Consider the following 22,078-nt stretch of genomic DNA (forward strand, 5'->3'; position numbering starts at 1 on the left):
GGACTACGAGGGGCTTCGCGCCTGGTGTGGTGGGACGAGCGGACGACACGGCACGGCTCGCTCCTCGGCACCGCCCTGCCCGTCCGGTTCCACCCGGTACAACCGGGCACGAGGCAGGCGCGTCACGGAATCCGTCAGCCGGCCCTCGGTGAAGAGGGCGCCGACGCCGTCCTCCAGGGCCCAGCCGGAGGGAAGCGCTCGGCTCGCCACGGCCGCGCGATAGGACGCGCGCCTCCCCTGCTCACTGTCATAGTGCGGACAGACCGAACCGGGCAGCAGACCGAGCCCGTCGGCGAGGTGGGTCAGCGGCCCGAAGGAGTCGGTGTGCGAGCCCTCGGCCCAGCAGTTGGCGCCCGCGCTGATGCCGCAGAGCAGGGTCCCGCGGGCGAAGGCCTCGCGCAGGAGCCGGTCCACTCCGTGCGCGCGCCAGACGGCGAGCAGGTTCGCCGTGTTGCCGCCGCCCACGTAGATCACATCCTGGCCGAGCAGGAACGTGCGCAAGGCGTCGTCGTCGAGTTCCCGGCGAAACATGGGCAGGACACCGGGCTCACACGAACGTGGCTGGAAGGCGGCGAGGAATCGCTCCACACAGGCCGGGGCGTCGCCGCTCGCCGTCGGAACGAAGCACACCCTGGGCCTGGGGACCCGCACCTGAGCGAGCAGCCAGTCGTCCAGCAGGCCGTCCTCGTCGTCGGAGAATCCGCCCCCGAGGAGGGCCAGACGGGGTTTCGGGGCGATGGTCACGGGGGTGCCTCCTCAGTCAAGGAGAGCGCAGCCAGTCCAGGCGCTCCTCGGCGGCCCGCAGCCGGGGGTGTCCCGGGCCGTGCAAGCGGCGGTAGTCGCGTACGCAGCGGTCGAGCAGTTCGGCGGCCTCCGCATGGTGGCCCGCGTCGATCAGCACGTTGGCGAGGTTGTCCCGGGTGCCGACCGTGATCGGATGGTCGTCGCCGTGGAGTGCGGCATGCCCGGCCAGGATCGCGCGCAGGATCGGCACCGCGTCGTCGTAGCGTTCCTGGGCGTGCAGGACGGCTGCGAGGTTGTTCCGCGCGGCGAGAGTGGTTTCGTGGTCCGGCCCGAGGGTGGCCTCCGTCGACCGCACGAGGGCACGGATCTGCTCTTCCGCCTCGGTGTGGCGCTCCAGTCGGACCAGGACGGCGCCGAGGTTGCTCCGGGCCGCGACCGTCTTCTCGTGGTCGGGTCCGTACCGGTCCTCCAGTCGGGGCACGAGGGCGCGCAGGACGCGCTCGGCCTCCTGGTGACGGCCGCACTTGAGCAGGGACGCGGCGTGCGCGTTGGTGGCGGAGAGGACCTCGGGGTGGTCGTGGCCGAGCTGCCGGATACGGCGTTCCAGGACGTCCCGCACGAGCGGCTCGGCCTCCGGGGCACGGCCGAGGTCCTCCAGGACCGCCGCGAGTCCGGTGGCGCTGCGCAGCGCGTCCGGGTGGTCGCGGCCGAGTGTCTCCCGCTGGGCGCGGAAGGTGTCGCGCCACGCTGTTTCCGCGAGGCGCAGTTGACCGGTGGTGTGGAGGGCGTCGGCCAACTCGGCGGAGACGCGCAGGGTGTCCTCGTGGCGGTCGCCGAGGGTGGTCCACCGGGTGCGGGCCACGTGCTGGAGAAGCTCGACGGCCTCCTCGCCCCGTCCGGGGACCGACAGCAGGACGTGGGCGAGTTCGCGCAGGGCGGTGAGGGCGTCCGGGTGCTCGGGGCCCAGGCTGTCGAGGGCGGACCGGGCCCGCATGGTGTGGATCTCCTCGGCGGAGAGCCGCACGCGGGCGATCTCCCGCCCCGGCCCGCCCTCTGTGACCTCCGTGATGGTGAGGTGTCCCCCGACCAGTTGTCGCCCGGTCCCGGAACCTCCCGGGGGCTGTTCCTGCGCGTCCGGGCCCGGTTGCGGCTGTTCGGCGCCCTCGGCGGGGCGGCCCCGGTGTCCCTGCCGGGCTTCATGTACCTGCCCGCTCGCTTGTTCCTGTCGGGGCCCCCGCGGCTGAGCGTCGGCGGCCTCTCCGTCTTCCGGGGTTCGTCGCCGCCACCATCGGACCATCGTGACCGCCTCCTCGTCGCTACCGGTGTCGTCAGGCGCCCGCGTGCACGTGTGCCGCCCACAGACTGGGACTGGCCGCGAAGGCGGCACGGCATCCGCGGACCGCCTGGTGCAGGGCGTGGGCCGTCCTCGTGTCGTCCAGCTCGGGACCGCCGTCGGCTCCTTCGGCGCACAGCTCCCGGTAGAGGAGGCGTGTGACGCGGACGGCCACCGCGTCGTGCACCGGCCAGAGTGTTCCGACGGCGTTGGCGTACCCCGCGAGCTGGAAGGCGGAGGTGATGTGGATGGACTCGTCGGCCAGTTGGCCGCCTCCCCGCGCCGTCTCGCAGGCCGACATCACGGCGAGTCGTGCCGCCGGCAGCTCCAGCCGGGAGATCGCGCTCACCGTGAGGGGCCGGGTCGCGTGGTCGTGCACCAGGAGACGGCCGTTCGAAGGGTCGGCGGGCTCGCTGACGCCGTGGCAGGCGAAGTGCACGCACGGGTGACGGGGCAGCGCGTCCATCACCCGTTCGAAGGTGGCACGTTCCTCGGACAGTACCTCGGTGGGGAGGAGCCCGCGCAGGACCTCGACCTCGCGCCGTGCGCCGCCGAGCGGCCGGGCACCGGGCGTGTCGGGCAGCGCCACGGCGAGCACCGGGCCGTGCGGGCGGGGGGCGGCGGCGCGGGTCCGGGCGTACCGGAGAGCACCGACGGTCGGCGTGTACGACGAGACCACCCGGTCCATGACCGTCCGTGGTCCCGGTACGGCCGCCAACCGAGCCGGCACCCGAGCCGGCACCCGAGCCGCCGCCCGAGCAGGACCCGGAGCCGGCTCCGGCGCGGGTCGGCCGTCCGGTTCCGCTGCCGGGGCGGTGTCGTGGTGGCCGGCCGCGTGCAGTGGCAGCGAGGCCAGCGCGCCTCCCGGAGACCACCACAACCGCTGCCACTCGCCGTCGGACGTGGGCCCGTGCACGCCGAGCCGGTCGAGCACGGGCCCGGTGACGTGATCCCACGTCCAGGCCAGCACCTCACCGACGGTCTGCTGGGCCGCCCGGTCGCGGGCGGGGTCGGCCGCGTCGGCGAGCGCCCGTTCGAGCCGGTCCGCCTGTTCGCCGACGGCCTGCGGGGTGGCGTGCGGCAGGGGGACGAGGAGGACTTCGCCGTCCCTCAGCACCAGGGCGTCGCTGCGGAACTCGCTGCAGTAGGCGAGCACCACCGGGCCGTGGTCGGCGCAGGACAGCACCGCCCGCAGGTCCGGCAGGCCGAGGAAGTCGGCGAAGCCGGGGCGGGTGCGGATCTCGGCGACCAGGTGTTCCAGCGCGGCCGCGAGGGTGTGCCGCAGATCGGTGGTGCCGGTCGGGAGCCCGCCCCGGTCGGCGTCCGCGGTGTCGGTGGCCTCCAGCGCGTCGAGCCGTTGCCGCAGGCCGGAGAAGCGGTCGGCGAGGTCCGGGTGGGCACGGCGCAGTCGTCCGAGCCCGTCGCGGGTGGCCATGGCCCGGCCCAGCAGGACGCCCCGGCCCTGTTCCAGCAGCAGTACCGCGTGCTCCGGACGGCCGGCGTTGACCGCGCAGGCGGCGGCTTCGGCGGCCAGGCCCCGGACGCGCGACAGGCCGCGTTCCTGGTCGCCGCGGACCAGTCGGCCCGAAGTGGCGAACGGCAGGAGCTCCAGGGCCAGTTCGTAGCCCGGCAGGGCGTCGTCCCAGCGGTGGTCCGTTCCGGCGGCGGCGCCCCACTCCCAGGCCGCGAGGACCCGTTCGTAGGCGGGCAGGGACCTGGTCCCGGCGGCCTGCCGGTAGGCGTCCTCGGCGGCACGGAGCACTCCCGGGTCACCGTCTCGGTGATGCAGGGCGCGCAGCGCGTCGCCGTACGACTTCAGGTAGGTGCCGTGGGACGACGTTCCCTCGGTGACGGCCCATACGGCGCGGCCCAGTTCGCTGACGGCCTGCTCCAGTTCGCCGGGTTCTCCGGTGGCGTGGTGGTGCCTGGTGAGGCGGGCGGAGCCGAGGTTGGAGAGGATCACCGCGAGCGACGGGTCTCCGTAGGGAACCTGCCGGGCGGCTGCCTCCAGCAGTCCGATGGCCTCGTCGAGGTCTGTCACCTCCGCGGTGGACGTGAACCGGGCCCGCAGCGCGTTGGCGAGGTGGTTCAGCCGGTCGGCGCGCGGCTGACCGGCCGCGGGCGCCAGTGCCAGCGCCCGACGCGCGACGTCGATCGCCTCGTCGGCGGCCGTGGTGTCGCCGGTCACGCCGTGCCAGCTCTGCAGGACCACTCCCAGATTGGCGAGCCGCACGGCGTGGCCTGGTGGCGAGTTCCGTGTCGCGTGGAGCGCCTCCCGGGCCAGTCGGGAAGCCTCGCGCAGGGAGGTCACGTCGTCTGTCTGGATGGCGCGCTCCCGCAGGGTGACGGCGAGGTTCGCCAGGGCCCCGGCGTGGGAGTCCGTGCCGGGGCGCTCCTCGGCGAGGGCGGCGCGGCGGGTGGCGACGGCCTCGTCCAGCACCGCCGTGTCACCGGTCCGCTGCGCCAGCCTGTGCAGGGTGTTCCCGAGGCTGTTCAGCCTCCTGGCGCGTTGCGGGGTGCCGGGGCGGAAGAACCGCGCGGCCTCGCGCAGCAGCGTCGCGGACTCCTCGAGCCATGCCACTTCGTCGGTGTCCTCGGCGGCCAGGCGGAGGGCGACTCCGAGGCCGGCGAGCAACTCGGCGCGGTCCGGGTGACCGGGCGGGCATTCGGCCAGGGCCGTGCGGTGAACGCGCAGCATCTCCACCCGGTGGGCGTCGTCGGAGGCGTGCTCGTGCCACTCGCGGTGGGCCTGGGAGAGGTTGCGCAGGAGGAGGGCGCGGGTCGCCCCTCTCCGTGGGACGGCCGTCAGTGCGGTGCTCCACAGGTCGAGGGCCTCACGCAGGGCGCCGACGTCCCCCTCGTACACATACGCGTCGTGGCGCATCGAGGCCAGGTTGCTCAGGTAGGCGGGTCGGTCCTCCGCCCCGTCCGGCAGGACGCGGAGCGCGTGCCGCTGGGCCTCCGTCGCGCGCAGAAGGTCCGGCAGAAGGTCCGGGGCGGTGGGTGCGGCGGAGTCGTCGGGGGACGCGGGTCGCGTGGCGCGGGTTCCCTCCCGCGCCGTGCCGCGGTCGACGGCGATCCGCTGCCGCGTCCGCAGCGTCTGTGCGAGGGCGCCGAACGACTGCGCCGCGGTCTCGGCCTCCTGGGGGAGGCGGGAGGCCCGGTCGAACGCGTCCACCGCCCGGTCCAGGTCGTCGGACCGCTCGTACAGCGCGAACCTCTGCTGGTACGCGAGGCCCAGGAGCCGTACGTCCTGCGGGCGGACCGGCTCGCACTGCGCCCGTTCACGGCCCAGCTCGACCAGTGCGTCCAGGTCGTCCGGGCTTCCCCGCAGTTGGTAGCGAATCTGGAGGGCGGCCATGAGGTTCGCGGCGGTCCGGGCGACGTTCCGCCCGGTGTCCGGCGCCGCGGAGTCGAGCAACTGCCGGTAGAGGGCGATCGCCTGGTCGAGGGCGGGCTCGTCGCCCGTGGTGAGGTGGTGGGACAGCAGCCGATCGGCGCGCTCTTCCTCGTCTCGTCCGTCCGCCGCTCGAGCGCGACCCCCGTTGAACACGCCCACCCCCGTGTCACACCGCCGGACCGAGTTCTCCCGGCCTTCCGCGGCCGCCCGTCCTCACGATAGCGAACCGGCCGTGGGCGCGACGGTGTACGGAGAACGAACGACGTCGTACGGAGGGAGACGTCACCCGGCGAACCACTCGTGGTGGAGCGGGAGCCGGCCGGCAGCCAAGGCTGACGCCCGACAGCCGACAGCCGACAGCCGACGTACAATCGCGGCCGACCGGCATCCTGCGTCCGAGGGGGAACGGTGGAGATGGAGACTGACGGGCGAAGCGCGCCGCGAGGCGGACACGCCCGGCTGGGCGAGCTCTGCCGGCGGTTGACGGACGCGTCGGGGTCGCTGCTGCTCGGTGAGCGAGGCCTGCGGCTCGTCGAGTTCATCACCTCGGAACTGCGCGACGGCCGGACCCCGGACGAACTCGACCACGTCTTCGACGAGTTGGAGGAGGAGTTGCTCGCGGCCGGGCACAGCGCCGGTCTGGGCTCCTACCGCAGCACGCCGACACCGTTCACACCCGCTTTCCAGCCGCTCCCGGTCGCCGGGCAGCGGCACCCGGCGCTGCACGTGCTCGCCTGCCCGCGGGGGCACTGCGAACGCGTGGAGGCGCCGGACGACGATTCCCCGCCCCCCGGGTGCCGGGTCTTCGACCAGCCGCTGCGTACGGTGCCCCTCCGGTGACCAGCGGCTTCCTCAGCGCGCTGGGCGGCCGGATCGCCGAACGGTGGCTGGCCGCGCTGGCCCTGCCGGGGCTGCTCTTCCTCTCGGCCGTCACCACCGCCGTGGTCCTCGGTCACGAACACTGGTCTGATGTCGCGCGGTTGCGGGACTGGGTCGACACGGTGGCCGCATCCCCCGCGTCCGGCAGCGCGGGCACCGTCGTCCTGGTGGCGGCGGGCGTGCTGGCCGGTGCCGCGGCGGCCGGCGCGGCCGCGCAGTCGCTGGGTACGGGCGTGGAGCTTCTGTGGTGCGCGGAGCCGCACGGGCCGGTGCTGCGGCGCCTCGCCGACCGCCGGTCACGCCGGTGGCGCGCGGCCGACGCGGCCTTCCGTACGGCGCTGGTGGCGGCCGGCCGGGCCCGTATCGCGGGAACGGACGACGCCGACCGGCTCGCCGACGTCGCCGAACGCCGTCACGCAGTCCGGGACCGCATCGCCCCGGTACCGCCCCGCCACCCCTTCTGGACCGGCGACCGTCTGGCCGCGCCCGCGCAACGGCTGTGGCGCGCGAGCCGGTTGGACCTGGCGGCCGCCTGGCCCCATCTGTGGCTCCTGGCCTCCGACGGCACGCGTGCCGAACTGCAGGCCGCCCGCCTCAGGCTGACCGCGGCGGCGCGCCTGTGTGCCTGGGGCGCGGGGTATCTGGCGCTGGCGTTGTGGTGGTGGCCCGCTGGACTGGCCGGGGTCGTCGCCGTCGCCTCGGGCGTGCGGCGCGGCCGCGCGGCCGCGGACGCCTTCGCCGAACTCACCGAGGCCCTGGCCGACCTCCATGTACGCGACTTGGCGACCGCGCTGGGCGTCGAGTGCGCGGGCGTCGACGCCCCGGGGCTCGGTGAACGCCTCACCCGGCTGCTGAGCAAGGAGACGCGAGCAGCGTAGGCCGACCCGTCCCGGCGCCGCGCGGAGCGGCGGAGACCAGTCGGAGGAGGCGGCGCCCGGACCGTTCCTCGCCTCCGTGCCCTCGGTGCTTGCCTCCCAGGGGCTGAGGAGCCCGGGTTCGGCCCCGGAGGCGTTGAGTTCGTGCCGGACCCGCGAGAGGAAGGCGCCCACCGCGTCCGCCTGTGTGCCCTGCCGGAACGGCTGCCGCCCCTGGTGCCGGCCCCGCTGTTCAACGTCCTGGCCCTGCTGGCCGGCGTGCACGCGTTCCTGCCGTTCGACGGCGCTCCGCGTGCGGTTCCTCCTTCGGGTGCCCGACGTATGACAGCGACCTCGCCGGGGGCGGGCGGCGGGGCACCGTCAGTGCGGTGCGCGGATGCTGTCGATGATGCGTGTCCAGTTGTCGCCGCCGTGGCCGTTCTCGATCGCCCGGCGGTAGTGACCCTGGACGGCCGCCGGCAGGGCGAGGTCGAGGCCGAGTGCCGTGCTGGTGTCGACGATGTGGTCGGACGTCGCGCCCATCATGGTGACCGTGCTGAGGTGGCCGGGGTGTTCACCGGCGTCGAGGGCGGCGCCGGGGTGTTCCTCGCCCGCCCGCAGGATGTCGCCGATGGAGTCGGCGGAGGAGAGCAGTTCCGGCAGCGCCTCCTGGGCCTTCAGACCCGCGGTGCCCAGCATCGCGGTGGCGTGCATCAGGCCGGACAGGGTGGTGAGGAAGACGGCGAGTTGGGCCTGGTACATCAGCTGGGCGAGGCCCGGGTCCTCACCCAGGTGCCTCGGGGTGCCCAGCAGGGTCAGCACGTCCCGGTGGCTCTCCAGCAGTTCCCCGGGGCCGCTGTAGTAGATGTGGGCAGCGTTCGTGCCGACCATGGGTGCGGGGACCATGACGCCTCCGGTGAGGAAGGCGGCGCCGTGGCGGGCGGCCCACGCTGCCGCCTCGCGCGTGCGGTCGGGGGTGTCGGAGCTGAGGTTGACCAGTGTGCGCCCGGCCAGCGCTTCGGCGGCGTCGTCCAGGATGTCGTACATCGCCTGGTAGTCGGTGAGGCTGAGCAGCACCAGTTCGCTCGCCTCGGCCGCCTCGCGGGGTGTCGGCACGTGTGTCGCGCCGGCGCCGACGACGCCGTCGGCGCGACTCTTCGTGCGGTTCCAGACGGTGACCGGGTGGCCCGAGGCGAGGAGGGTGTGTGCGATGGCCTGGCCCATGGGGCCCAGTCCGATCACGGAAACGGGGGCGGCGGGGCTGGTGGTGCGGTCCTTGTGTTCGTTCACCCCTTCATCCTCGGCGGGCACGGGTAACCTCGGAAGTACCCACTTCTTTCTGCGGTACTTACCATTTCGTAAGGGGCTGAGTGATGGCCAAGGGGTCGAGGTCCGGGCCGTACGTCTGCGGCATCGACGCCGCGCTCGACGTGGTGAGCGGCAAGTGGAAGGGCCTGATCCTCTGGGAGCTCGACGCCCACGGCGTACGCCGCTTCGCCGAGCTCCGCCGGGGGCTGCCGGGCGTGAGCGAGAAGATGCTCACCCAGCACCTGCGGGAGATGGAGACGGACGGGCTCGTCCACCGGAAGGTGTACGCCGAGGTGCCGCCGCGCGTGGAGTACTCCCTGACCGAGCACGGCCGCACACTCAACCAGGCCCTCGCACCGCTCGGCGCGTGGGGCACCGAGCGGATACGTCGCGAGGGGTGCGAGCAGAGGCAGCCGGTTACGCCTACCTCGCCGCGCTGATCGGGTCGGTGTCCCCCGCCAGGCGCACCGATGATGCCCGGGCCGGCCGGCAGTCGTTAGGGGGACGAGGGGGCCGAGAGCGAGGAGAACTGCCATGTCCATGGAACAACCCGCCGTACAGCGACCCACGACCGAGCTCGACGCCCGCTACAGCTCCGCGCTCAATCCCCGTCCGGGCGCCGCGGACGTCACGGCCACCGAGTGGGCCGAAGCCCAACGGCGCGTGGCGGCCGCCGAGATCTTCTGGGTGGTCACGGTGCGACCCGGGGGCGGGCCGCACATCACGCCGGTGATCGCCGCCTGGCACGACGGTGTGCCGTACTTCTCCACCGGACCGGGTGAGCAGAAGGCCCGGAACCTGGCCCATGACGCGCACTGCGCACTGCTCACGGGTACGAACTCGCTCACCGACGGGTTCGACCTGGTGGTCGAGGGCGTGGCGGCGCCGGTCGGTGATCCGGCGGTGCTGGAGGAGGTGATCGCGGCGTACGAGGCGAAGTACGGGGAGCACATCACGTCGGCCGGGGGCACCTTCCACGGGATCGGGGACGCCATGCGGAGCGGGGCCGCGGTGCTGTTCGCCGTAACTCCTGTCACCGCGTACGGGTTCGGCCGGGACGAAGGGGTCTACAGCCATACGCGGTGGTCGTTCTGAGGAGCGGCAGTCCGCCGCCGGGGGCGGGGTTCGCCTCGGTCGAGTACGGGATCAGCCGCCGTCGGTGCCCAGCGCCCCCAGCAGCATCGGCAGCGACGCGTGCAGCTCGCGCTCCCAGTAGGCCCAGCCGTGGGTTCCCGGGCCGTAGAAATGGGTCGTCACGTGCCTCGCGCCGACGCGCTCCAGCTCGGCCGCGAGCGCGTGGTTCTGGCGGTTGAAGTCGGCCTCCAGGGCGCTCGTGGCACCCGGTGGATCCAGGGGGCCGGTGGTGCCGTCGCCGCAGGAGAGATAGACGGGGATCGACCTCAGGCGCTTGGCGAGGTGGAAGGGGTCGTGGGCCTGCCAGATGCCGCGTTGGGCGACCGGGTCGCCCCAGACGCGGAGCGGGTCGTTGCCCTGGCCGGCGAAGAAGCCCATGATGCGGTCGATCGACTCGTCGTTCAGGAGGGGGTGGGCGGAGCCGGAGAAGGCGGCCGTCGCCCTGAACATCCCGGGATGCCTGGCTGCGTACATCAGGGCTCCCTGGCCGCCCATGGACAGGCCGGCGACCACGCGGTCGCTGCCCGCGCCCCAGTCGCGTTCCAGGAGGTGGCGCAGTTCCTTCGTGTGGAACGTCTCCCAAGCCGGGTCGCCGCCCCGACCGTGGTTCCACCAGTCGTTGTACCAGCCGTTCCAGCCGGCCTCGGGCATCACGACGAGGACGTCGCGCAGGCTGTCCGTCTCCGCCACGTCCGTCATGCTCGTCCACGACGTGTAGTCGCCGCAGCAGCCGTGCAGGAGCCAGAGGGTGGGCCAGTGCTGCCGGTGGCGTCGGTCGTGCGGGTTCCAGCCGTCGGGGGTGAGCAGCCGGACTTCGACCGTACGGCCGCCCAGGGCCGTCGAACGTACCGACAGGTCGACCTGCCGGTCCGCGACCCGGGTGACGGCGACGACCTCCGCGCCGGGGCGGGTGGCCCCGGTTTCCGCTCTGCCGGCGGCCAGGGCCCCTGGAGCGGTCGGCGTCAGGACGGACAGCAGGACGGCGAGGACCAGGAGGAGTCTCGCTCGCAGCGGGGTGCGGACAGTGGGCACGTTCGCGAACACGGCGGCTCCCTGGGTGGGTTGCTGTGTGTGGTGCGTGGTGCGTCCGGCCGGCGGGCTGTCGTGGCGGACCGGGTCAGGTGTCGTGCCGGTGCGGCAGGATCAACAGGGCGTCGCCGACCGGGCGTTCGCCGGCGGCGTCCGACGGGGAGTTGAGTACGGCGCCCTCCGCCACCATCGTCGTCGAGCCTCCCCCGTCCAGGTTGACGGCGTCCCGCAGGCCCAGTGACCTCGCGACCGCCGCGCTCTCGCCGATGCTGAGTCCGAGGGAGTCCGTGCTGCGGCCGTCGGCGGTGACGAGGACGGTGCGGCCCGCGCCGTCCACCCCGGCCAGGGTGCGCGGATTGCGTTTGTGGACCCAGCCGTAGTACCAGCTCGGGTCGCCGGGGTGCACCATGCCGTCGGTGGCGGGGGTGACGTGGACACGGCCGTCGCGGACCAGCTCGGGTCCCGCGTTCACGATGTCGGTGCGGGGCGAGGGGGACATCCGGCGACCTCGGTCGTCGAGCAGGGTCGTGCTCACGCGCAGGCGGTCGCCCACGTGGGCCACGGCGGCCAGGTCGGCGACGCGTGCGCCCGTCGCCTGGACCGAGCTGCCGCCCCGGGGGATCGTTCCCCCGCGGGGTGAGCGCAGTTCCACGACTCGTCCGTGGGCGTCCAGCACGGCCTCCAGACCTTCGCCCCCGGGCGTCCGGTCGCCGTAGTCCGGGGTGAAGGCGACCAGCTCGTCGGGGTTGGTGCAGGTGACGTCGTGCAGCGGGAGCGGCGTCGGGGCGTCGCCCGCGCCGCCGCCGCAGTTCCTGATCAGGCCGGGTACGCGGTTGACGCCGTTCAAGGGGAGGGAGCCGGCCCGGGTGGTGATCCGGCCCCGCCAGGTGAGCCGGGCGATCTCGGTGCGGCGGCCGTTGTCGTGGACGACGAGGGCCGGGCGTCCGGCCACCGGTTCGCTCAGCAGGCGGCCGTCGTACACGCCCACTCCGGCGGGGTCGCCCGGTGCGCCCGCCTTGGGGTCGAGGACGAAGAAGCCGGCGTTGACCGCGGCCGTCGCGGCGGCCGACGCCGAGAGCGCGCCGGTCGTCTCGCGGTTCTCCAGGTCGGGGCCGTAGGACGCGTCGAGCGTGCCGCGGAACCTGCGCGGGTCGATGGTGAGGACGTCGACGTGCCACGGGCCCCGGTCCGTCGCCTCGCCGTCCCAGCCGGTGTAGACGGCGGAGCCCGAGTAGCCGGCCGCTCTCAGGCGGGTGCGTTCGGCCGTCGCCGCGGTCTGCGCGTCGAAGGTGCCGATGCGGACCCGCCAGCCGAGGGAGCCGCCCGGGTAGTCGGCCGTCGCGGGTGTCGTCACCTCCTCCACCCGGGCGTCGAAGCCGTCCCGCCGCAGTTCGGCGGCCAGTTCGTCGGCGCTCGCCCGGTCCTTGAGCGCCGTCGGCGGCGCGTCGGGGTCCGGGGAGGTGTCGCCGCCGGGGATGGAGACCTCAACCGTCCAGTGGAGTGCGGGGTCTTCGGCGTTTCCGCGCACGATGCGGGTCAGGGTGACACCCGGCTGGAGGGTGGTCGTGGTGCGTGTCTCGGGGAGGTCGGCGGGGCCCAGGGGGAGCGTGTGCCGGGGGGCCGACGGATGCCCGCCGGGGTGCGGGGACGCCCCGGCGGCCGGGGGAAGGGCGGCCAGGGTGGTGAGGATGCCCAGCACGGCACCCGTGGCACACAGTCTCTTCTTCATCTGTCCCGCCTCGCGCCGACCACGGACACCGACCGACCCATGCTGCGCACAAGTATCGGCCGGTTCCGGCGCGCGTCAAGGTCGCCCGGCGGGCGCGTGCCGTCCCTCCGGGCGGCCCGAGCCGCTCGGGGCGCCCGCGCGACGCGTACGGAGAATCCGCCGCGTTCCTGCACCGGCGCCGGTTCCCCCGGCACCAGTGCGTCGCGGACACCGGGCCGGGCGCGACGAGTTCGAGTCCCGCGAAGAAGGGTTCGACCTCGCTGCGGGGCGGACGGGCTCCGCGGGCGGGGCGAGCCGGCCCGGGCGCGGTGTCCATCCGTGGAACCGTGCTGACTGACCGTCACCCGGCAGGGGCGCGGCGGCGTGGGAGGCCGTACCGGCGCAGGTGTGAATGCGCGGGGCGGGCTGCGGCACGGCCGGGGCCCGCCGACACCCGCCCCCGTGCCAAGATGATGTTCCGACCGCCGCTCACCCGGGTGCTCGTCGCCCTGGTGCCTTGGGTGGCCCACGAGTTGAGGACGGAGTCAGGCCGTATGACCTCCCTGAGCAGTGGCGAGAGCGCCGCCCACCCCGACCGGATCGACACGAGCAGGCCCCATCCCGCGCGGATGTACGACTACTTCCTCGGCGGGAAGGACAACTACGAGGTCGATCAGAGGGCCGCCGAGCAGTTCATGAAGGCGGCGCCCGAGGTGCGTGAGGGTGTTCTCGCCAACCGGCACTTCATGCACCGGGCGGTGCGGCACGTGGTGGCCGAGGGCGGCGTCCGCCAGATTCTCGACGTGGGCACCGGCCTGCCCACCGAACCCAACGTGCACCAGATCGCGCGGTCCGCCGCGCCGGGGACCCGGGTCGCGTACGTCGACAACGATCCCATCGTCGCCACCCACTCCAGGGCCCTTGCGGACGATCCTGACACCGCGGTCGTCCTGGCCGACCTTCGGGACCCCCGTGCGATCCTCGACCATCCCGAGGTGCGCTCGGTCATCGACTTCGACCGGCCGGTGGCACTGCTGCTGGTCGCCGTCGTGCATTTCGTGGCCGACGCGCAGGACCCGGCGGGCGTCGTCGCCACCCTGCGCGACGCACTGCCCGCCGGTTCCTACCTCGTTCTGTCGCACGCGACGGGCGACGTCCACGAGGACCGGCGTCAGGACGCGGCGGCCGTCTACGACAAGGCCACCGCGTCCCTCAACCTGCGTTCGCACGCGCAGGTCCTCGACTTCTTCGGGGACTTCGCGCTGGTGGAGCCGGGACTGGTCCGGGTCACCGACTGGCGCCCGGAGGAGGCACGGCGCCCCGACGCCCCGCCGATCGGCATCTACGGCGGAGTGGCGCGGAAGGGCGCCTGACGCACGGCGGCGGTCCAGCCCCGCCCGGTGGGCCGGCTACCCCTTCTGTTCCACCCGCACCCAGTCCACCTCGGCCTGCACTCCCCCGGCCGCGATGCGGTCCACGCTGGACTGCGGCAGCCCCCAGTACGGGCTGGTGGCCTGGTTCCAGCCGGCCGGGTAGGCGCCGCCGAGGGCGAGGTTCAGGATGACGTACTGGTCGTGGTCGAAGACCCAGGCGCCGCGCGTCGACTCCAGTTTGTTGCGGGTCGTCTCCTGGACGACGCGGTCGTCGACGGAGAACTTCATGCCGGTCGGCGTCCACTCCACCGCGTAGGTGTGCCACTGGTCGGCGCGGCCGCCGCCCGGGTACACCTGGCGGGCGCCGACGTTGCCGTCGGCCGAGTAGCCGGGGCCGTGCAGGGCGCTGCTGGTCCAGTCGCCGTAGCCGATGTTCTCCATGATGTCGGTCTCGCCGGAGGCCGGCCAGGACACGGACGGGTCGTCGACGTTGCTGCCGAGCAGCCAGAAGGCGGGCCAGAAGCCGTCGCCGACGGGGAGTTTCATACGGGCGCTGACCCGGCCGTAGGTGAAGTCGAACTTGGTGTTGGTGTCGATGCGGCCGGACGTGAAGTCGTAGGTGCCGCCACCTGCCTTGGTGCAGCCCTTGCAGTGCTCGGCGCGCAGGATCAGGGCGCCGTTCTCCAGGCGGATGTTGTCGGCCGAGTCGACGTAGGCCTGCGCCTCGCCGTTGACGGAGCCCATCTCGGTGCCGGTGCGGACGACGCGCCACTTGCCGCGGTCCAGCGACTGCGCGGTGAAGTCGTCGAAGAACGTGGTCCGGTAGGTGCCGGACTGTTCGCCGGGCAGTGCCGGGTAGGCGGCGGCCGCGCTGCCTCCGGTGCCCCAGACCTCGAACTCGTAGAGGGAGTAGCCGAACTGGGCGGTGGCCGGGGCCGGGTTGTAGAAGGAGCGGCGTTCCTTGCCGAGCATGCGGACGTAGCGGCCGGTCACGGGCTGGGGAAGGCGGACGTTGTCGTGGCGGCCGGTGGCCTCACCCGGGGGCTTGACGTCGGCACGGCGGGCGGCGACCTGGTCGGCGGAGGGCCGGTACACCGTGCGCCAGGTGCGGTTGTCGTCGGAGACCTGGAGTTCGTAGTCGACGGCGTAGGCCGCCTCCCAGTACAGGTCGACGGTGTCGATCGTGGAGGTGGCGCCGAGGTCGACGGAGACCCAGCGGTCGGCGTTCCAGTCGCTGGACCAGCGGGTGGCGTCGCCCTTGCGGTCGGCGGGGCGGCCGCCGTCGGTGACGAACGCCGGTGAGGTGCCCGCGTGCTGGTAGACGTTCGAGTACGCCGGATGGTTCAGGGCGAGGTTGGTGCGGGTGGTGGACGCGGGGGCGGGTTCGCCTCCGTAGACCTTGAAGGAGTAGAGGGAGTAGCCGTAGGGGGTGGCGCGTTCGATGCCGCGCATGCGGACGTAGCGAGCCCGCACCTCCTGGGGGTAGGTGTGCACGGTGACCGATCCGCCGGTGCCGGCGGTCTCCGTGTAGAAGGGCGTCCAGTCGGTGCCGTTGGCGGACGCCTCCAGGACGTATCTCTTGCCGTAGGCCGCCTCCCAGTCCAGCGTCACCCGGTCGACGCGGATCGTCGTGCCGAGGTCGACGCGGATCCAGGCGTCGTCGGTGAAGTCGCTGGACCAGCGGGTGCCGCCGTCGCCGTCGAAGGCGAGGCCGGGCGCGGTGCCGGGGTTCTCGCTCGCCGAGGCGGTGACCGCGGCCGGGTCGGCGGCGTAGGCGGAGGCCGCGCGGTCGGTGTCCCAGGCCGCCGCGGCGGAGGCCGGCGGTGCGGCGGCGGCCGGGGTGGCGGCGGTGAGGGACGGGACCGCGGCCAGCAGGGCGAGGGCGGTCAGGGCGGTGAGGAGAGTGCGGGGGGTACGGGACGGCATGCGGCTTCTTCTCCTTGGGACGATGCGGTGATGTCGTGAACCTGACAGAACCGTTCGTGCGCGTGAACCGTGCACCGTGGTGGGCGCGGACTCCCGCATCCGCACCCACCACGGGATCCGTAGGCGGCTCTCAGGCGGCCTTGCGCTCCCTCCCCCGTGCCCGGCCGATGAGGTCCGCGTAATGGTGTCCGCTGCCCTTGATGGTGCGGACCTGGGTGGCGTAGTCGACGTGGACCAGGCCGAAGCGCTTGTCGTAGCCGTACGCCCACTCGAAGTTGTCCAGCAGCGACCAGGCGAAGTAGCCGGCCAGCGGGGCTCCCCTGCGGGCGGCGGAGGCGCAGGCCGCGAGGTGGGCCGTCAGGTACTCCTGGCGCTCGGGGTCGTCGATGGTGCCGTCGGGGCGGATCACGTCGGGGAAGGCGGAGCCGTTCTCGGTGACGTACAGCTTGCGCGCCCCGTACTCCTCGGTCAGGCGCAGCAGCAGGTCCTCGATGCCCCCGGCGTCGATCTCCCAGTCCATGCCGGTGCGCGGTACGCCGACGCGGCGGACGGTGCGCACGTGCGGGGCGGGTCCGGTGGGATCGTCGGCGACGGTCTGGGGGAAGTAGTAGTTCAGGCCCAGCCAGTCGAGCGGGGCTCCGATGAGTTCCATGTCGCCGGGGTGCTCGGGGAGTTCGACGCCGTAGACCTCGCGCATGTCCTCGGGGAAGCCGCGTCCGTGGACGGGGTCCAGCCACCAGCGGTTGGTGTGGCCGTCCATGCGGCGGGCGGCGGCCAGGTCCTCGGCGCGGTCGGTGGCCGCGTGGATGGTGGAGAGGTTGTTGACGATGCCCACCTGGGCGTCCGGGGCCGCCGCCCGGATGGCCTCCATCGCCAGTCCGTGGCCGAGGAGCAGGTGGTAGGAGGCGCGGACCGCCGCGGTCAGGTCGGTCCAGCCGGGGGCCATCTTGCCCTCCAGGTGACCGATCCAGGCCGAGCACAGCGGCTCGTTGAGCGTGGCCCAGTGGCCGACGCGGTCACCGAGGCGTTCGGCGACCACGGAGGCGTAGGACGCGAAGTGCTCGGCGGTGGCGCGCTCCGGCCAGCCGCCCCGGTCCTGGAGCGTCTGGGGCAGGTCCCAGTGGTAGAGGGTGACGGACGGGGTGATGCCGGCGGCCAGCAGGTCGTCGACGAGGCGGTCGTAGAAGGCCAGGCCCTTGGCGTTGACCGGGCCGTCGCCGCCCGGCACGACGCGCGGCCAGGCGACGGAGAGGCGGTAGGCGTTGGTGCCCAGGCGCCGCATCAGCTCGATGTCCTCGTGCGTGCGGTGGTAGTGGTCGCAGGCGACGTCGCCGTGGTCGTTGTTGTCGATCTTTCCGGGGGTGTGCGAGAAGGTGTCCCAGATCGACGGCGCACGTCCGTCCTCCGCCACGGCTCCCTCGATCTGGTACGCCGATGTGGCCGTGCCCCACAGGAAGTCGTCCGGGAGTGCGGCGAAGTCGATGGTCACGAAGGTCCTTTCGGGTCGGGGGTGGGAGTGCTGGGGCGTGCCGGTCACTTGACGGCTCCGGCCGTCAGGCCCGCCACCAGGTAGCGCTGGAGGAGCAGGAAGCCCGCGACCACGGGCACGCTCACGACCAGCGAGGCGGCCATGATCTGGTTCCAGTACACGTCGTTCTGCGTGGAGTAGCCCTGGAGGCCGACGGCGAGGGTGCGGGTGGCGTCGTTGGTCATGACGGAGGCGAACAGGACTTCGCCCCAGGCGGTCATGAAGGCGTAGACGGCGACCGCGACGATGCCGGGGATCGCGGCGGGCACCACGACCTTGAACAGGGCGCGCAGCGGCCCGCAGCCGTCCACGAGGGCCGCCTCGTCCAGGTCGCGGGGGACCGAGTCGAAGTACCCGATCAGCATCCAGATGGAGAAGGGCAGGGAGAAGGTCAGGTAGGTGAGGATGAGACCGCCGCGGGAGCCGAACAGGGCGATGCCGGTGGCGTTGCCGATGTTGACGTAGATGAGGAACAGGGGCAGCAGGAAGAGGATGCCCGGGAACATCTGGGTGGACAGGACGGTCACCGAGAAGACGCGCTTGCCGCGGAACTCGTAGCGGCTGACGGCGTAGGCGGCGAACACGGCGATGACGACGGAGCAGACGGTCGCCGCGCCGGCCACGATCAGCGAGTTCATGAAGTACTTCGCCAGCGGGACCGTCGACCAGATGTCGATGTACGGGCGGACGGTCAGGCCGCTCGGCAGCCAGTGGAACTGGCTGGACACGTCCTCGAGCGGCTTGAGCGAGCTGGAGACCATGACGTACACCGGCAGCAGGACGAAGCCGGTGAGCAGGGTGAGGAAGACGCGGCGGGTCCATGTGAAGGAGCGCGGCGCCGCCATCGGGGACCTAGACATCGGCCGTCTTCCTCTCCTGGGAGTTGCGGGAGGACCGCGCGGTCCTGGAGGTCAGGAACAGGTACACGCCCGTCACCAGCAGCAGGAAGAGCAGCAGCAGGACCGACATGGCGGAGCCGGTGCCGAAGTTCCAGGTGACGAACGACGACTGGTAGATGTGGATGGAGATCAGGTCGGCGGCCTCCGGCGCCGCCTTGCCGAACAGGACGAACGGCGTGTTGAAGTCGTTGAACGTCCACAGGAACAGCACCAGGACGAGGACCTGGTTGACGGGACGCAGCGACGGCAGGGTGATGCGGCGGATCTGCTGCCAGACACCGGCGCCGTCGAGCGCGGCGGCCTCGTACAGCTCCCTGGGGATGTTCTGCAGGCCCGCCATGACGATGAGGAAGGCGAACGGCCAGCCCTTCCACACCGAGACGACGAGCAGCGCGACGAAGCTGTTGTCGCCGATCAGCCAGAAGGAGGGCTTGTCGGTGAGGCCGAGCTGGTCGTGCAGGACGTGGTTCACCAGGCCGTTGTCGTGCTGGAACATGAACGCCCAGGTGATGACGGCCGCGTAGACCGGCAGTGCGTACGGCACCAGGAAGATCGCGCGGAGCAGGCCCCGGCCGCGGAAGGCGTCCTGCATGCAGATCGCGGCGGCGGTGCCGATCAGCCAGCACAGGCCGACGGAGAGGATCGTGAAGGCGCAGGTGACCAGGAAGGAGTGGAGCAGCGCCTCGCCGACGGGGGCGTCGAAGTCCACCGACATGGTGAAGTTGTCGAGGCCGGTCCACGGGGCGGTGGTCCAGTCGCGGATGTAGAACTGGGTGAGCTCCTTGAAGCTCATCACGATGCCGATGACCATCGGCACCAGGTGGACGAGGAGTTCGAGGAGCAGGGCCGGCAGGAGCAGCAGGTAGGGCAGGCCGATGCGGCGGATCCGCCCGGGGCGGCGGCGGGGTCCGCGCGCCGTCCCGGGGGAGCTCTTGCCGACCGTCCGCTCGCCGGGCTGCGCCGAGGCGGTCGTGGTGGTCATGGCGAGGTCCGTGTCCGTGTCGGTGGGGCTGGGTTCCGGGTCGGGATGCTCACTTGTTCGGCATCTGCTGCTGTGCCTTGGCGAGCTTCTCCTTGACGGACTCGGTGGTCACCTCGCGTCCGTTCGCGGCGTCGGCGAACAGTTCCTTGACGGCGGTGCCGACCGCGGTCTCGAACTGCGACTCGTCGGGCACCTGGGGCAGGGCGGCCGCGCTGGTGGCGAGGGTCTCGCGCAGGACCGCGGTGGCCTGGGTGTTGAACGCGGGGTCGGACTGGGCGGCCTTGACCGGCGGGATGGAGCCGTAGGCCTTGTTGAGGAGCTTCTGCTCGGCGTCGCTGGTCATGAACTTCACGAACTTCGTGGCGCCGTCGAGGTTGTCGCTGTTCTTGAAGACGGCCATGTTGATGCCGGCGACCATGGAGTTGGTGGCCTTGCCCGTGCCGGGGGTGCCGGACGGGACGGGGGCGGGGGCGACGCCCCACTCGTCGTCCTTCATGCCCATGGTCTTGAAGGTGGCGGAGGCGGTCTGCCAGAGCACCATCGCGGTCTTGCCCTTGGCGAAGTCGCTGAGGGACTGGTTCTGCGCGTACTCGGCGTTGCCGGGCGCGATGACCTTGTCCTTCGCCATCAGGTCGACGTACTGCTTGACCGCGGCGACCGCGCCGTCGGAGGTGAAGTCGGGCTTGCCGTCGGCGGTGAAGAAGTCGGCGCCGTGCTGCTTGGCGAGGACGAAGACCTGGTGGATGTTGTTGGACAGGTTGGACCCCTCGGCGCCCAGGCCCCACTTGCCGTCCTTGGACATCTTCTTGCCCACCTCCACCAGCTCGTCCCAGGTGGCCGGGGGCTTGGTGATGCCGGCGTCGGCGAACATCTGCTTGTTGTAGTAGAGGGCGTACGCCATCGAGTACAGCGGGACCGCGGCCGGGTCCTGGCCCTCGACGCCGGTCGAGCCCAGCGCCGAGTCGACGAAGCGGTCCTTGCCGCCGATCTTCTCGAAGTTCTTCGCGTCCCACGGCAGCAGGGCGCCGGTTGCCTGGAGGGAGGCGCTCCAGGTGTTGCCGATGTTCAGGACGTCGGGGCCCTGTCCCGAGGTGGTGGCGGTGAGGATCCGGTTCAGCAGGTCGGACCAGGGCACGACCTCCAGCTTCACCTTGATGCCGGTCTCCTTCTCGAACTTGTCCAGTTCGGGCTGGAGGACCTTCTTGTCGACCTCGACGCTGGCGCCCTGGTTGGAGGCCCAGTAGGTGAGTTCCTTCGGCGAGTCGTTGGATCCGCCGCCCGAGGAGGAGCCTCCTCCGCAGGCCGTGGCGGCGAGTGCGAGAGACAGGGTGACGGCGCCTACGGCCGCGGCTCGGATGCTGCGCATGGCTCCTGGGTTCCTTCCGGGAGTCGGTCGGGACGTTCCCCGACGGCGGCCTCGGTTGTTTCCCTCCCGAAGCCCCTCATGGCTTAATTTAGGGCGTGAGTTAATCTCCGAGAGAACGACTCGTCAAGGGCTCGCGCACGTTCGAGCGGCGCGCGGCGGCGGGAAAAGGAGGGGCCCGATGGCCATGCAGGGCAAGCGCACGGTCCGTGACCTGCGACGGGAGAGCCGCAGCGCCGTTCTGCAACGGTTGTATTTCGACGGGCCGATGAGCCGGCTCGCGCTGGGCTCGGCGGCGGGCCTGAGTTCGGGATCCGTCAGCAACGTGGTCGCCGAGCTGATGGCCGACGGGCTGGTGGAGGAGGCGGGCAGCCTCGGCACGGACGGCGGCCGACCGCGCACCCTCGTCCGCGTCGCGGCCGGCCGGGGGCGCCTCGTCGGCGTGGACGTGGGCGAGACCCGCGTACGGGTCGAGCTGTTCGACCTGTCGATGTCCGAACTGGCCAGGACGGAGCGCGTACTTCCCGGGCACGGATCCCGTTCGTACGACGTCGAGTCGGTCGCCGGGCACATCCTCGACGGCGTCGCGGAGGTGCTCGGCGCGGACGGCTGTGCACGGGACCCCGGTGAGCTGCTGGGCGTCGGCATCGGTGTGCCCGGCATCGTCGAGCGCACCGCCGCGGGAACCGTGGTGCACGGGCAGACCGTCGGATGGGACGCGGTACCGCTGGAGGCTCTGCTGCGCGACTCGGGCCGGCTGCCCGCGCACGCGCCGCTGTTCATCGAGAACGGTGCCCGGACACTGGGGCAGGCCGAGATGTGGTTCGGCGGCGGACGCGGCGCCCGCAACGCCGTGGTCGTGCTCTTCGGCTCCGGCGTCGGCGCGTGCGTCGTCACCGACGACGTGGAGCAGGGGCGGGCGGTGGAGTGGGGCCATCTGACCGTGCGGGTGCGGGGGCGCCGGTGCCGGTGCGGGGCGCGGGGGTGCCTGGAGGCGTACGCCGGTGCGGAGGCGCTGCTGGCGCGGTGGCGGGAGGCGGGGGGTCAGCCGCCGCCCGGCGCCGACGAGGAGGCGGCGCTCACCGCGCTGCTGTCCGCCGCCCGGCCCGGCGACGGGGGCGAGGCCGATCCGGTGGCGGCGGAGGTTCTCGCGGAGACCGCCGAGTACCTGGGCGCGGGGCTGGCCGACCTCGTCAACCTCTTCCAGCCCGAGCGGATCCTGGTGGGCGGGTGGGCCGGGCTCCAGCTCGGCCCGGCCTTCCTGGAGTCCGTGCGGGACCACACCCTGGCCCACGCCCTGCGGCACCCCGCCGGACGGGTGGGCATCGCGCTGGGTCGTCTCGGTCCCGACGCGGTGACGGTGGGCGCCGCGATCCTGCCCCTGGCGGCGTTCTTCGCCCGCGGCGGCCGGCGGGTGCAGGTGGACTCGCCCGCGCCGGTCCCGGCCTGGCGGGCGGCGCTCGGGGGACGGCTGGCGGGGCAACGGGGCGGAGGGTGACCGGGAGAAGGCGGACGGCCATCGGGCCATCGGGCCATCGGGCCATCGGGCCATCGGGATGGAGCATGACGGCGTGTGCGCGGTGCGTGCGGTGACGGGTGCGAGGATGGGGCCCGGCCG

At 72.8% G+C, this 22,078-nt stretch carries 17 protein-coding genes; 6 read left to right on the forward strand and 11 right to left on the reverse strand.

Features of this window, described 5'->3' with window-relative positions; translation table 11 throughout:
- Nucleotides 1-3: 3 nt before the first annotated feature.
- The 3 genes from NI25_RS05335 to NI25_RS05345 all read right to left on the reverse strand — a co-directional run bounded on the left by NI25_RS05335 (nucleotide 4) and on the right by NI25_RS05345 (nucleotide 5,630).
- Complete coding sequence (locus NI25_RS05335; protein ID WP_061441336.1) at nucleotides 4-744, reverse strand: peptidase E; 741 nt, start codon at nucleotides 742-744, stop codon at nucleotides 4-6.
- A gap of 16 nt (nucleotides 745-760) precedes the next feature.
- Nucleotides 761-1,768 (reverse strand): tetratricopeptide repeat protein, encoded by a 1,008-nt coding sequence (locus tag NI25_RS05340; RefSeq protein ID WP_233520680.1) that lies wholly within the window; start codon nucleotides 1,766-1,768, stop codon nucleotides 761-763.
- A 304-nt stretch (nucleotides 1,769-2,072) separates the two neighbouring features.
- On the reverse strand, nucleotides 2,073-5,630 hold the full coding sequence (locus tag NI25_RS05345) for a CHAT domain-containing protein (RefSeq protein ID WP_233520681.1): 3,558 nt from the start codon (nucleotides 5,628-5,630) through the stop codon (nucleotides 2,073-2,075).
- Between the two features lie 261 nt (nucleotides 5,631-5,891).
- Between NI25_RS05345 and NI25_RS05350 the strand changes: the two genes are divergently transcribed.
- Nucleotides 5,892-6,317, forward strand: coding sequence for a hypothetical protein (locus tag NI25_RS05350; RefSeq protein WP_061441338.1), 426 nt, complete (start codon nucleotides 5,892-5,894; stop codon nucleotides 6,315-6,317).
- The gene (locus NI25_RS05355) at nucleotides 6,314-7,234 is read left to right on the forward strand and encodes a hypothetical protein (protein ID WP_061441339.1); all 921 of its coding nucleotides are present in this window, start codon (nucleotides 6,314-6,316) and stop codon (nucleotides 7,232-7,234) included. Before NI25_RS05350 ends, NI25_RS05355 begins: the two co-directional genes overlap by 4 nt.
- Before the next feature lie 357 nt (nucleotides 7,235-7,591).
- On the opposite strand, the gene NI25_RS05360 is transcribed toward NI25_RS05355, so the two are convergent.
- Nucleotides 7,592-8,500, reverse strand: coding sequence for an NAD(P)-dependent oxidoreductase (locus tag NI25_RS05360; RefSeq protein ID WP_061441340.1), 909 nt, complete (start codon nucleotides 8,498-8,500; stop codon nucleotides 7,592-7,594).
- 83 nt (nucleotides 8,501-8,583) lie between these two features.
- Here NI25_RS05360 and NI25_RS05365 point away from each other — a divergent pair, with 83 nt between their 5' ends.
- Together NI25_RS05365 and NI25_RS05370 are read left to right on the forward strand one after the other, a co-directional pair.
- On the forward strand, nucleotides 8,584-8,958 hold the full coding sequence (locus NI25_RS05365) for a winged helix-turn-helix transcriptional regulator (protein WP_061441341.1): 375 nt from the start codon (nucleotides 8,584-8,586) through the stop codon (nucleotides 8,956-8,958).
- 94 nt (nucleotides 8,959-9,052) lie between these two features.
- Nucleotides 9,053-9,613 carry a pyridoxamine 5'-phosphate oxidase family protein gene (locus NI25_RS05370; protein WP_061441342.1) on the forward strand — a complete coding sequence of 187 codons (561 nt, stop codon included), beginning with the start codon at nucleotides 9,053-9,055 and terminating at the stop codon, nucleotides 9,611-9,613.
- 51 nt (nucleotides 9,614-9,664) lie between these two features.
- Here the strand turns inward: NI25_RS05370 and NI25_RS05375 are convergent, their stop codons facing one another.
- Entirely contained in the window at nucleotides 9,665-10,696 is a 1,032-nt protein-coding gene (locus NI25_RS05375) for an alpha/beta hydrolase (protein WP_061441343.1), read from the reverse strand.
- A 73-nt stretch (nucleotides 10,697-10,769) separates the two neighbouring features.
- Entirely contained in the window at nucleotides 10,770-12,410 is a 1,641-nt protein-coding gene (locus NI25_RS05380; RefSeq protein ID WP_061441344.1) for a phosphodiester glycosidase family protein, read from the reverse strand.
- Between the two features lie 533 nt (nucleotides 12,411-12,943).
- On the opposite strand from NI25_RS05380, the gene NI25_RS05385 reads away from it, so the two are divergent.
- The gene (locus NI25_RS05385; protein WP_061441345.1) at nucleotides 12,944-13,762 is read left to right on the forward strand and encodes an SAM-dependent methyltransferase; all 819 of its coding nucleotides are present in this window, start codon (nucleotides 12,944-12,946) and stop codon (nucleotides 13,760-13,762) included.
- Nucleotides 13,763-13,798: 36 nt separating this feature from the next.
- On the opposite strand, the gene NI25_RS05390 is transcribed toward NI25_RS05385, so the two are convergent.
- The 5 genes from NI25_RS05390 to NI25_RS05410 form a co-directional block, all read right to left on the reverse strand.
- Nucleotides 13,799-15,688 (reverse strand): discoidin domain-containing protein, encoded by a 1,890-nt coding sequence (locus tag NI25_RS05390; RefSeq protein WP_061441346.1) that lies wholly within the window; start codon nucleotides 15,686-15,688, stop codon nucleotides 13,799-13,801.
- A gap of 130 nt (nucleotides 15,689-15,818) precedes the next feature.
- Nucleotides 15,819-17,177 (reverse strand): GH1 family beta-glucosidase, encoded by a 1,359-nt coding sequence (locus NI25_RS05395; RefSeq protein ID WP_061446758.1) that lies wholly within the window; start codon nucleotides 17,175-17,177, stop codon nucleotides 15,819-15,821.
- Nucleotides 17,178-17,221: 44 nt separating this feature from the next.
- Nucleotides 17,222-18,061 carry a carbohydrate ABC transporter permease gene (locus tag NI25_RS05400; protein ID WP_061441347.1) on the reverse strand — a complete coding sequence of 280 codons (840 nt, stop codon included), beginning with the start codon at nucleotides 18,059-18,061 and terminating at the stop codon, nucleotides 17,222-17,224.
- A gap of 7 nt (nucleotides 18,062-18,068) precedes the next feature.
- Entirely contained in the window at nucleotides 18,069-19,097 is a 1,029-nt protein-coding gene (locus NI25_RS05405) for a carbohydrate ABC transporter permease (protein ID WP_061441348.1), read from the reverse strand.
- Between the two features lie 49 nt (nucleotides 19,098-19,146).
- Nucleotides 19,147-20,463, reverse strand: coding sequence for an ABC transporter substrate-binding protein (locus NI25_RS05410; protein WP_061441349.1), 1,317 nt, complete (start codon nucleotides 20,461-20,463; stop codon nucleotides 19,147-19,149).
- A gap of 178 nt (nucleotides 20,464-20,641) precedes the next feature.
- Between NI25_RS05410 and NI25_RS05415 the strand changes: the two genes are divergently transcribed.
- Nucleotides 20,642-21,958 (forward strand): ROK family transcriptional regulator, encoded by a 1,317-nt coding sequence (locus NI25_RS05415; protein ID WP_061441350.1) that lies wholly within the window; start codon nucleotides 20,642-20,644, stop codon nucleotides 21,956-21,958.
- Nucleotides 21,959-22,078: the final 120 nt, after the last annotated feature.

It is taken from the genome of Streptomyces sp. CCM_MD2014 (assembly GCF_000772045.1).
In the GTDB taxonomy this organism is placed as follows: domain Bacteria; phylum Actinomycetota; class Actinomycetes; order Streptomycetales; family Streptomycetaceae; genus Streptomyces; species Streptomyces salinarius.